The following is a 12,637-nucleotide window of genomic DNA, read 5'->3' as shown; positions in this document are numbered from 1 at the left end:
GTTGTCACTGCCAATTTTATGAATGCATTATCGGTATCCCTTTCGGCTGATCACGATCTGACCGTCCGTTATTTCATAACTCGCTGAGGATGCTTTACATAGCAAATCAAGCTTCTGGTAGAGTGACTCACTCGACAGGATGGCCGTGATTTTGCAGGTTTCAAAATTCTGTTCGTCAAACTGGATCGGAATGCCGTAGGTATTCTCCAGCTCCCGCAGAATCCGGGGTAACGGAACTTCGTCGTATACAAAGGAATTGTCCCTGCTTTTTTTCTGGATTGGCGCGGGGTCTGCCACGAGCGTTTTGGTCAGGTTTCCTTCGTTTTTCTCAAAAATAGCCGCCTGGTTCACATTCAGAATCAGACCGTTAACCTCCTTGTTATCGGGTACGTGTTCCGGTTTTTTCTTGTAGACGGATACCTTTCCCGAAAGAACCTGAACCGTAATTTTTTTATCCAGATCGAAGGCTTTAACGACAAACTGCGTACCGAGTACTTTCGTAACCATTTCGCCGGTATATACCATAAACGGCTGGCTTTGCCGCCTGACCGAAAAGCTTCCTTCGCCCTGTAGGTAGACAACGCGGGCGTTGCCCGAAAACTGCGATGGATACCGCAGACGGCTTTGGGGGCTCAGCAGCACTTCTGAACTATCGTTGAGTACAACCCGCAGCAACTGCCGGGTATCATTCCGGGTTTCTACCAATTGATTTCCCCCATTATCAGACGCTACTGCATGGGATGGATTGGCTTTGGTAGCTACCATATACCAGAGAAGACCGGCAACAACCGCCAGCGAAGCCGCAATTCGTAGGCCCCATCGGACAAAATAAGCAGGCTGTCGATTCGACAAATCAGGCGACACTCTATGCTGACGGTGTACGCTATACGTAAACGCATTTTCGATGAATTTTTCCGTCTCCTTACGAATTTCAGCCTCACTTAGGGTTTCAGGAGGTACGGCAGCCGCCCGGATAAACAACTCGGCCTGCTGAAAGGCCAGCCGCTTTTCGGGGTATTTTTGCAGAAACGAACGCCAGAATAAACCCCGATTGCCACGGCCCTGCACCCAGTCTCGAAAATCATCGTCCTGAATAAAGTCCTCTACCGTATAGGATTCGTAGCTTTTCATAATGGTTTCGGATTTCAGTTTGCGGTTTATTAGTTTACAGAAGGTCATACGCACTAAAATGCGTCAGGCGTCCGTAAATGGAAAACCGTAAACCGTAAACTGAATAAGTAGAAACACGATGTTGTTCACCGGCCAGTTTTTCCGGAGACTAATCAGGGATTTCTGCAACAGGTTATAAACCGACTGGCGACCCAGGTTCATGACATCCGCAATTTGTTCGAAACTCAGGTTCTGGTAAAAACGCAGGTAAATCAATTCTTTCTGCCGTTCGGGTAAATGGTTGATCACCCGTTCCAGTTTGCGAATCTGGTACACTTCATTTTCTTCCTCGATCCATTGCACATCAGCGGCAAACTCAACGGAAAATGTGTAATCATCCGAAAGTTCGGACTGGTTTGTCATGTGCTGGCGCGAAAGCTCCCGTAAAATACGCGATTTAAGCACCATGAGCAGGTAAGCCCGCACGTTTTCAACAGCCTGAGCCGAACTCTGCTGTTTCCACAGGTTTAAAAATACCTCCTGAATGCAATCTTTCACAAATTCGCGGTCGGCATGCAGCCGCATACCCCAGTGAAAGAGATCGGAGTAATAACTTTGCATGATTCTGGCCAGTGCATACATATCACCCGCACGGTATTCCTGCCAAAGCCTTTTTGCTTCTTCCGAAGGTAGCCGTCTACTCATTATGTACCGAGTTACAGTGCCTATACTAACAAGAGCCTTTTATTCGGAAAAGCTAACCCATTATTTAAGATTATTTTTCTAAAAAATTATAAATTATCCGTAATGAGGTAAAGCTCATCGATTAACAGTGACGAAGTAATGCACTTAATGAATCAAAATTGGTCGCAAGCCGCCAGCTTGATAAGAAAAGAATAAACGGTAAACTTACGTTTCCACGCTTCACATCTGGCCTGTGTCCACCGTGCGTCAACCTGTAGTATACGACAACCCACTTTCAAAGATTCTCCAATAATAGTCGAGGGAGTTAAACTAATTGACAGCTCTAACCGGACAATCGGCCTTCCATTTCTGTAAAAGCATGATGGAACAGGACAGTTAGTGGGCTGTCAAAATGAACATTTACAGGCTTATATCAAGATTAATTTGGAACAATTTTGCTAAATTGTCGGTAGCACCCTTTCCTGGACTTTGTGAAAAATACGAACTATTCTCCAGAGACCCATCTGATCCTGCGCTGGCAGCAGTTTTGCGAAGATGACAAAACGGCATTCAGCGAGATTGCGGAGCTGAATTACAGTGCCCTTTATCATTATGGTACTCGCTTTACGGTTGACCGGGATCTGATTAAAGACTGCCTACAGGACCTTTTTCTGGAAATTTGGGAAAAGCGGCATTCGCTGTCCGGCGTCGCGGCCATAAAGCCGTACCTGTTTCAGTCCCTGCGCAACAACCTCCTGCGACGGGTCCGGAAACAGTCGTGCTTCTCCGATATCCACGACGACGATGTGCAGGACGACCTTTCCCCCGAAATTAGCTGGATCATCCAGGAAACGGACCAGCTCACCAGCGACCGCCTGAAACAGGCCATCGACTCCCTCCCCAAACGACAAAAGGAAGCCCTTTACCTCCGCTATTACGAAGACCTTTCCTATGAAGAGATCGCGAACGTGATGGGTTTGCAGCGTCAGGCCGTGGCTAATTATCTGCAATACGGTATCCATAAATTGCGCGAATACTGGTCGCACTCGGCCATTCTGCTCGTATTGTGCGCGGATTTCAACTGGCATTGAAAAATTTTAACTTTTTTTCGAAAAGCATGGGTACTATTTGCTGGCTGCGTACTCATCGTAGCGAAAGTTAAATAAAATCCATGAATAATTATGCCGACTTCCGCGTAACGGATTGGGTGGAGGATGGGCCTTTTCGGCGGTGGGTGTACTACGGCGAGAAGGCTGAATTCTGGAACCGCTTTAGGCAGGAACACGCTGGACAGCTCGCGGAGATGGACCAGGCGCGCGAGATCCTGCTGGCCGTACGCGGACCACTCGAGGAGCTTTCGGAAACGGAGGTGAAATCGCTCGTAGGCGAGATTCTGAACGGTATTCCCGACGAGCCAACCATCCGCCCGCTGCCGTGGTGGCGCAGCAACTGGCTCAAACGGGCCGCGATGCTGCTGCTGGTCCTCGGTGTAGCCTTCAGTATGGTTCGTCAGCAGCCGGGTTTGAAAAAGCTGCAAACGCTCGTCGCAGAGGTTACGGATTTCTCCAGACCTGAAACCATCGAGATTGTCAACACAACGCGGGATATTCAGCTGGTTAACCTGCCCGACGGTAGTTCGGTACTCCTCAAGCGAAACGGCCGCATCACCTATCCGGCCCAGTTTCTGCCAGAACAGCGAGAAGTGAGTCTGAGTGGGGAGGCTTTTTTTGAAGTAGTGAAAAACCCGGAGCAACCCTTTCTGGTGTATTCGGGCGGGATGGTAACGAAGGTAAAAGGCACCAGTTTCAGCATAAGAGCCAACGACGGGGACCGGGAGGTGGAATTGGTCGTGAAAACCGGCCTGGTAGAAGTATACGCCCAGGAGACCGGTGATAACGGGTCGAATACGGCACCCCGCAAAATACTCCTGAAGCCCAACGAGCAGGTGACTTTGAACCGCAAAAGCCTGCGCATGATCACCAAAACCGTGGAACGGCCCACCTTGCTGAACATCCCGGCCGAAGTCCAGAAGTTTGAATTTAAGCGCACACCCCTGTTAGAGGTGTTTGCCGAACTGGAAAACACATACGGCATTGATATACAGGCAGATTATGACGCAATTGCGCATTGCACGCTCACTGCCCGGCTGGGCGATGAGCCGGTCAATGAGAAGCTTGACCTGATCTGCGCGGTCGTGAATGCACAGTACAACATACGCGGCCGGGTGGTGACTGTCACTGCACAGGGTTGCGAATAGCTTTTATCAATCCTTTTAACATATGGGCAAACAATATCGAAAGATCATTCTACGGATCATGAAACTCAGCATTACGCCGTGTTTACTCTGGCTCCTTGGTATGCACCTCTCGCTGGCGAAAGACGTGCGCGCACAGGAAGTATTGAGCCAACGTATATCTATCACCGTTAACGAAATGGAAATAGATAAGGTACTCGAAAAAATCGAGGGGCAGACCAGGGTCCGTTTTATTTACAGCGCCGAGGTGATTCGCGCCGACCGCAAGGTGACACTCGACAGCCAGAACCAGCGCCTGGGCGCCGTGCTCGAAACACTGCTCGGTCCGCTGGGCATTGAGTACAAGGTTTCCCGGAAAACAATTCTGCTCCTGAAGGCGGCAGAAAGGAAAACGTCGCTCAAAACCGAACCCCTCGAAAACGTGGCACCCCGGGAAATCAACCGTGAAATTACGGGTAAAGTACTCGACGAAAAGGGCCAGCCGATCCCCGGTGCGAGTGTGATCGTGAAAGGAACGACCCTGGGCACCTCGACGAACGCCGAAGGAGAATACATCCTTTCGCTTCCGGACGACAAGGACGCCATAATTTTCAGTTTCGTGGGCTATGTGCCACAGGAGGTGCTCGTAGGCACAATGACGAACCTGGTGGTGACCCTGAAAGTAGACGAAAAAGCCCTGGAAGAAGTGGTGGTGGTGGGTTTCGGCCAGCAGAAAAAGGTATCGGTAACGGGCGCGGTGGCATCGGTTACGTCGGAAGTCCTGCAACAGAGTTCATCGGCCAGCCTGGCCAACTCGTTATCGGGGCGCTTACCGGGCCTGACCTCCATCCAGTCGGGCGGGGGCCAGCCGGGACGCGATGATGCCACGATGTATCTGCGGGGTGCCGCCACGACCAACGGCCGTAGCCCCCTGATTCTCATTGACGGTGTGCCCCGCGACAACATTCGCACGCTCGACGCCAACGAGGTCGCTTCCGTTTCCATCCTGAAAGACGCGTCGGCCACGGCCGTTTTCGGGGTAAGGGGCGCTAACGGGGTTATCCTGATCACGACCAAACGCGGCAGCGCGGGCAAAAATGAACTGACAATCAATGCCGAACAGAGCTTTTCGTCCTTTACGCGTGAGCCCGAACGACTGCATTCGCTGGAATATATGGCCCTGCGCAACGAGGCTTCCCGAAACGACGGTATTAGCCCGCTGCCATTCGACGACGCAATCATGGCCAAATACGCCAACCCGCTCGCCGGACTCGACCCGAACGACCCGGATTACGCCCGGAAAGCCATGGTTCGGCGATATATGTACCCGGACCACGATTACTACCGCGAGTACATTTCGCGCTACGCCCCGCAGACGCGCGTAAACATGAACGTGACCGGCGGCACCGACAAGGTTTCCTACTTCGTGAATGGGGGCTTCCTGCACCAGGGCGGTAACCTCAATACCGAGCCGAAATCGGTGCTGGGCTATGATCCGTCGTCCAAAATGGACCGCTACAGCTTCCGCGCCAATCTCGATTACAAGGTAACCAACTCCCTGAAATCGTTCCTGAACATCGGCAGCTACATCGAGCAGGTAAACATGCCCTCCGCCTGGCTCTACGGCAACAGCGATACCGGGTGGATGATGAGCGACCTGATTTACCAGGCCCAGACCATTCTGCCCATTACCCCCGGCCCCGTAACCATCGACGGCTTCGGCGTGGCACCGGGGCAGATCGTAGACCCGGGTTACATGGATCGCTCCGCCTTCGAGATCATGAACCGGATGGGATACCGCAACGAGGTCCGTTCCAACCTCAATGCCTCATTCGGCATGGACTGGGACCTGAGCAATACCGTCACGAAAGGATTGAGCATCAAGGGAATGATTTCCTACGACGCCCGGGCCACCACGGCCATGCAGGGTAAAAAGTCGGAACGGCTGTACCTGGCCGAAGTGAACCCCGCGAAGGATGAACTGACGTATGCGGTCAAACGCTCGGACGAAAGTCTGCTGGCCCTGACCAAAGCCGCCGATTCGCGCTATAACATCAACATGCAGGGCTCAATCAACTATGCCCGGACGTTCGGCCGGCACGATGTGACCGGGATGATCCTCGGCCAGCGCGATACCTGGGAATCCACGGCGGGCGAAATTCCGTACAATGTCCTTGGCGTGGCCGCGCGCGCTACGTATGCCTACGACGAGCGCTATCTGGCGGAGGTAAACATGGGGTACAATGGTTCGGAGCAGTTCGCGCCGGGACACCGGTACGGTTTCTTTCCGGCCGTCTCGGCGGGCTGGGTGATCAGCAACGAACGTTTCCTGAAAAACAACCGTCTGCTAACCAACCTGAAACTCCGCGCTTCCTACGGCAAAGTGGGGAACGATAAAATGGGTAGCTCGCGGTTTTTGTACCAGAGCGACATTACACTCGGCGGCAGTGGCCCGCTGGGCAGCCTGGGCCTGGGGCAGACCATCAACCAGGGTCTGCTCGGCAACCCAAACATAACCTGGGAGATTGCCCAGAAGCAAAACTACGGTCTCGACGCCCAATTGCTGGGGGATCTGAGCCTTTCGGTGGATGTGTTTAAAGAGCGCCGGAGCAACATCCTGATTTCCCGCGGTACCGTGCCCGAATTTCAGGGCGTGCCGCTGGGCAACATCCCGAAGGTAAACATGGGGCTGGTGGATAACCAGGGGTATGAACTGGAATTATCGTACAACAAAGCCTTCAATCGGGATTTCCGGGTGATGGTTTCCGGCAACTATGGCTATAACCACAATACCGTGAAGTTTCTCGACGAATCGGTGCGCGACGAAACCTACGTCTACCGTTACCGCGCCACGGGCTTTCCGCTCAACCAGTCGTGGGGGTATAAGATCGATTACAGCAATGGCAACGGTTTTTTCAATTCCAAAGAGGAACTAGACACGTATCTCAAAAGCACGACCTACGGCTTCGGCGAACCACGGGTCGGGGATTTCAAATACGTGGACCTGAACGGCGACGGCGTGATCGACGACAAGGACCAGGCCCCCATCGGCTACTCCAACATTCCCCGCGTGACCTACGGCCTCTCGCTTACCTTCGAATACAAGGGTTTTGACCTCACGACCTTCTTTCAGGGGGTGGGTAAATATTCCAGCAACTACCAGCAGCAGGGCGTGTACGAGTACATTATCCGGGGTACCTATTTCGATTATCACAAAAGCGCCTGGACGCCCGAGCGCTATGCAGCCGGTGAGGAAATTACCTATCCGGCCCTCAGTACCCACAGCACTACCAACCACACGGCCAACGACTTTTTCATCATGAACCGGTCGTTTACCCGGCTTAAAAATCTGGTATTAGGGTACACCGTCCCGGCGGGTGCGTTGAAAGGCGTGGGCATCAGCAAGTTGCGGGTGTACGTGAGCGCGCAGAACTATTTTACCTGGGACCGCCTGAAAATGGGCCACCTGGACCCGGAAAATGACAGCTCGCTTGGTTACCCGGTCACGAAAATGGCCAACTTCGGTTTGAACCTCACTTTTTAAAGGCGGAACATGAAACTCAAACAGCTACTCTATGCATTAATGCTCACGTCCTTCGCGGTGACTTCCTGCAAGGACGCGCTCGATATGGCGCCCGACGGCAAGCTGACGATGGACGAAATTTTTGCCGACAACGATAAAACCGGTGCGTTCCTCAACAGTTGCTACGCCAACATTCCCGTGAAAGGCACGCGCTACTTCTTCTGGAGCCGTGGGCCGGTGGACTGGAGCGATGAAGCCTGGGACACCGACGCCGAGGCCGAATCGTGGATCATGTCGGGACGGCTTTACAATGGCGATGCTTCCGCGGGCAGCCACCCGATTACCAACATCAGCTCCGACTCCGGCAACGGCGACTACTGGGCGCGGTACTGGAGTGCAATCCGCAACTGCACCCTGTTCATCAGCCGCATCGATCAGGCAACCGTGCGCAATTCCGCCGACCGCGCCCGCTGGAAAGCCGAAGCGCATTTGCTGCGGGCCTACTATTATTCGGAACTGCTAAAATGGTTTGGGGCCGTGCTGCCGATTGAAAAAGAACCCTACGATTTTCAGCAGGATTTTTCAACCGTGACGCGGGCCAGTTATTATGAGCTGGTGAAGTTTATCATGGAAGATTGCGACGTGGCCCTGAACACCCCCGAGCTTCCCTGGCGCATCACCACCGAAAGCGAAGGCGGCCGCGTGAACAAGGCGATGGCCGAGGCTATCAAATCCAAAATGATTCTTTTTGCGGCCAGTCCGCTCAACAATGCGGGCCAGGATCATTGGCAGGAGGCTTATCAGGTCAACAAAACGTCGCTCGAAAACCTGCGGGCAAACGGCTACGAGCTGTACAACCGGGTGAATCTGCCGCAAACCTACCTCTCGGACGTGGCCTTCCTCGGCCCGGACAAGAACGAAAAAACCGCCCTGTACAACGAGTACTTCACCCAAACGATGAAATACACACCCAATCCGGTGGACCGCGAGACGATTTACCAGAGCCGCGAAAATCAGGGCAACATCTGGAACATCGACGGCATTGGTTCGCAGGACGGGTACAAAACAGGCACTTGTCCTTCGCAGGAACTCGTGGATGCCTACGAAACCAAAGACGGCCAGCCGGTGCTTGACCTGGACAAACCGTACCTCGACGATCAGCATGTACAGCCGAATTACAATAAGGACAATAAGCTCTACGACCCCAAGAATCCGTACGCCAACCGCGACCCGCGTTTTTATGCCTCCATTTACTACAATGGCTCGAAGCGCAAGGCCCTGTGGAATTTCGCCGAGTCGCCGGAATCGTTTGAAAACTATCCGGCCCCGATCGGGAACCGCACGCGCGTAATCGCTACCTACAAGAACGAACCGCAGACGGGCATTCACCCGAGTACGCGCAAGGCGACGCGCACGGGCTACTACCAGCGCAAGTTTCTGCACCCGAACTCGGGCAATGATAACCCCATTGCCGGGGCCAACTGGAAGCTTTTCCGGCTCGGAGAGGTGATCCTGAACTTTGCTGAAGCAGCCGCCGAAGCCGGCCAGCTCGTTGAGGCCACTGGCGCCGTGAACGAGATCCGCGCCCGCGCCGGGATGCCTGCCCTGCCCGCGTCGCTTTCCAAAACCGACCTCATCAAACGCATCCGTGCCGAGCGCCGGGTGGAGCTGGCTATGGAGGAAAACCGCTATTTCGACCTCCGTCGCTGGTCGCAGCCAACCGACGACCTCTCCAAAACCGACCGCTGGATAACCGCCATGGAGATTACCCGGAATGCCGACGGCACATTCACCTACAACCGCCGACCCGTGCGCGCAACCGAGCGGAAAAACTATACCAACAAATTCCTGTGGGTGCCCATTCCGCTCAACGAAGCCAACCGCCTTCGTTCCATTACCGGCACCGACTGGCAAAACAAGGGTTGGTAAAAAAGAATATTCAGGGCTCAGACGATCATTGCTATGATAGATTTTATCCAAAAGAAACTAAACCGGCTCCTGACCTTCCTCGTGGCCGGTCTGCTGGCCGGTCCGTTACAGGCGCAGGACCTCACCGCAACCATCAACGGCGTCGTGCGCAACCCCTGGGGGCAGCCGGTGCCCGGTGTGGTTATCACCTCCGAAAACGGCAGAAATGGTACGTCCACCAATGCAAAGGGCGAATTTGTCATGAACATCGACGACGGCAGCCGGGCCATCGTTTGTTCGCTGTATGGGTTTCAAAACCAGAAACTGGCGGTTTCCGACAAGCAGGATCTCGCTATCAGGCTGGAATTTGATCCGCACCACAAGGACGAAGTGATACAGCTGGGCTACACCGCGCAGTCGCGCAACGAACTGTCGGGCGCCGTGTCAACCGTGAAAGGGGAAGAACTGGAAAAATCGCCGGTCGCCAACCTGACGCAGACCCTGGCGGGTCGGCTGTCGGGGCTTACGACGCAGGAAACGTTCTCGGAACTCTCCCGCGCCACCACCAGCCTGTACGTTCGCGGCCTGTCGGCCGCCCGCACCAACGGCCCGCTCGTCATCATCGACGGCATTATCAACGCCTACAACAGCAACCAAACGCTGGAATACATTACGGCCAACGAAATTGAGTCCATTACCGTGCTCAAAGACGCTTCCACGCAGGCACTGTACGGCATTCAGGGCGCAAACGGCCTGCTCGTGGTCACAACCAAACGGGGCCGGAAGGGGCCCTTGCAGATCAAGGCACGGTTCGACCAGTCGTTCCAGCAGGTAACCACCCGGCCCACGTTTTACAATGCCGCCGACTACGCCGAAATGCGCAACCAGGCGGCCTTCAACGACGGGCTGGGCCGGAACTACCTGTTCAGTCCGCAGCAGATCGAGGGCTACCGCTCCGGCCAGAACCGGGATTTGTACCCCGATAACAACTGGTACAACCGCTTCATGAAGGACTTTGCCGCCATGCAGCGTGCCAGCGTGAACGTGACCGGCGGCAACGACAAGGTGCAGTTTTTCTCCAACATCAACCTCATGCACCAGGGCGGTTATTTCAAAACCGACCAGACCCGCTACAACCCGGATGCGAACAACGTCTGGGTCAATTACCGCTCAAACATCGACATGAACCTGAACCGCTACCTGAAAGCATTCATCCGCCTGGCGGGGAACGTGAAGCGCGAGCGGACGCCCGGTGGTGCGGGCAATGCGGATGTGTATAGCAGCATTTTCCAGATTCCGCCGACGGTGTACGGTCCCGTGACGCAGCCGGTGGTGAACGCGTCGGGCGAAACGATTGATCCCGGCGGAAAAGTAATCACCACCGAACGTGTGGAGTCGCCGACGTATGGTATGCTCAACCGCACCGGCTACACCCGGCATACGGTAACCAACATCGTTTCTCAGTTTGGCCTCGATCTGGACATGGGTTTTCTCACCAAAGGGTTGAACCTGACGGGAACGCTGGCGTACCAGACCAACTCCGTGGGCAGCCTTTCGACCAAACAGGACTACGAACGCTGGGTGCAAAGCAGTGATTCGACACTGACCTTCATCAAAAAAGGAGCGCAGAACAACACGCCACTTGCCTACTCCAAGTCGCATTCGTACTACTACCATTTGACCTACAACCTCGCGATGAATTACAAACGCGATTTCGGTCGGCACCGGGTGGGCGCGATGGCATATCTGTTTTACCAGAACCTGACGAAAGCGGACAACTCCTCCCCCGCCCTGTTGCCTTACAACCGGGTGAGCAGTGGTTTTGAGGCTTCCTATGGATTTGATAACCGCTATTTCGTGAAGGTCGACCTGGGTTATTCGGGGTCGGAGCAATACGCCCGGAATGTGCGTTACACCAGCACCCCGGCGGTATCGGCAGCCTGGGTGATTTCGGAGGAAGCTTTTCTGAAAAATAATGCCTTCCTGACCAACCTGAAACTTCGCGCTTCCTACGGCAAAACCGCCAACGACCAGAGCGGCCTGGCGCGCTACGCCTACCTCGACAATGTGACCATGCAGGGCGGTGGGCCGATCGGGTCGCTGCAATACCTGATCACCGAAGGCCAGGTTGGCAACCCGAACATCCGCGCGGAAATATCGAAAAAGCAGAATTACGGTCTCGATCTGGGTTTGTTCAATGCGCTGACGTTTTCGGTGGATGTCTTTAAAGAACGAATGGATAACATGGTAGTGGGGGCCTTATCGACGATTCCGCTGTACCAGGGCATTCCGCTGGACAATTATCCGAAGCTGAATGCGGGCGTTTTCGAGAACAAAGGGGTGGATCTGAATGTGGGATATACCAACCGCTTGACCAAAGATTTCTCCATTCACGCCGGTTTGATGCTCAGCTACGCCAAAAACAAGATCATCAGTTGGAACGAGGCCCAGAAAACCGAGGATTATGCGTACCGCAAATGGGAAGAAGGCTACGCATTCGGGCAGATGTTCGGGTATAAGGTGGATTACAGCAACGGCAACGGCTTTTTCAATTCCCAGCAGGAAGTCGACAACAACAAGCTCGAATACAGCTTTGGCAAACCCCGCCCCGGTGACCTGCGCTACCAGGACCTGAATGCCGATGGCAAGATCGACGAGCGGGACAAGGCGCCGGTAGGCACCGGCAACATCCCGAGCGTGATCTACGGTGTTTCCGGCGGGGTTACGTACAAAAATTTCGACCTGAGCTTTCTGTTCCAGGGCGTCGGCAACTACGCGACCATGTACTCGGGCACCGGCGTGTGGGAAACCAATTACGACGGTGTGTTTGGTGCGCTGCACCGCAATGCCTGGACACCGGAACGCTATGCGGCAGGGGAGAAAATCACGGCACCGGCCTTGTCGCTCGCGCAGACTGTAAACCACCAGCCGAGCGATTATTACCTGTATAACCGGGCCTACGTGCGATTGAAGAATGTCGAGCTCTCCTATACACTGCCCGCGACGCTTGCCCGCACGATCCGCGCCGACCGGGTGCGCGTGCTCGTAAGCGGCCAGAACCTCCTGACCTGGGACAAGATGAAGTCGGACGATTTCGGGCCGGAAGGCAATGGGTACCTGGCCTTTCCGGTATACCGGGTCTTCAATGCGGGCATTAGTGTTATTTTTTAAACGTTTGA

Annotated in this window: 7 protein-coding genes; 5 read left to right on the top strand and 2 right to left on the bottom strand. The window is 54.2% G+C overall.

Going from position 1 to position 12,637, the window contains the following annotated elements; genetic code table 11:
* Positions 1-27: 27 nt before the first annotated feature.
* Both LX87_RS26310 and LX87_RS26305 read right to left on the bottom strand, forming a co-directional pair.
* Positions 28-1,131, bottom strand: a complete 1,104-nt coding sequence (locus LX87_RS26310; RefSeq protein ID WP_111631346.1) for a FecR family protein — start codon at positions 1,129-1,131, stop codon at positions 28-30.
* A 63-nt stretch (positions 1,132-1,194) separates the two neighbouring features.
* Positions 1,195-1,815 (bottom strand): RNA polymerase sigma factor, encoded by a 621-nt coding sequence (locus tag LX87_RS26305; protein WP_111631300.1) that lies wholly within the window; start codon positions 1,813-1,815, stop codon positions 1,195-1,197.
* 470 nt (positions 1,816-2,285) lie between these two features.
* On the opposite strand from LX87_RS26305, the gene LX87_RS26300 reads away from it, so the two are divergent.
* From LX87_RS26300 to LX87_RS26280, 5 genes are all read left to right on the top strand, one after another.
* Positions 2,286-2,885, top strand: coding sequence for an RNA polymerase sigma factor (locus LX87_RS26300; RefSeq protein ID WP_170139470.1), 600 nt, complete (start codon positions 2,286-2,288; stop codon positions 2,883-2,885).
* A gap of 80 nt (positions 2,886-2,965) precedes the next feature.
* Positions 2,966-4,051, top strand: a complete 1,086-nt coding sequence (locus LX87_RS26295) for a FecR family protein (RefSeq protein WP_111631298.1) — start codon at positions 2,966-2,968, stop codon at positions 4,049-4,051.
* A gap of 58 nt (positions 4,052-4,109) precedes the next feature.
* Positions 4,110-7,571, top strand: a complete 3,462-nt coding sequence (locus LX87_RS26290) for a TonB-dependent receptor (RefSeq protein WP_211325376.1) — start codon at positions 4,110-4,112, stop codon at positions 7,569-7,571.
* A 9-nt stretch (positions 7,572-7,580) separates the two neighbouring features.
* Positions 7,581-9,479, top strand: a complete 1,899-nt coding sequence (locus LX87_RS26285) for a RagB/SusD family nutrient uptake outer membrane protein (RefSeq protein WP_111631297.1) — start codon at positions 7,581-7,583, stop codon at positions 9,477-9,479.
* 33 nt (positions 9,480-9,512) lie between these two features.
* Positions 9,513-12,629 (top strand): SusC/RagA family TonB-linked outer membrane protein, encoded by a 3,117-nt coding sequence (locus LX87_RS26280; RefSeq protein WP_111631296.1) that lies wholly within the window; start codon positions 9,513-9,515, stop codon positions 12,627-12,629.
* Positions 12,630-12,637: the final 8 nt, after the last annotated feature.

It is taken from the genome of Larkinella arboricola (assembly GCF_003259745.1).
Lineage (GTDB): Bacteria > Bacteroidota > Bacteroidia > Cytophagales > Spirosomataceae > Larkinella > Larkinella arboricola.
The sequence above is the reverse complement of the archived record's forward strand: the minus strand, read 5'-3'. Positions and strand labels throughout refer to the sequence as shown.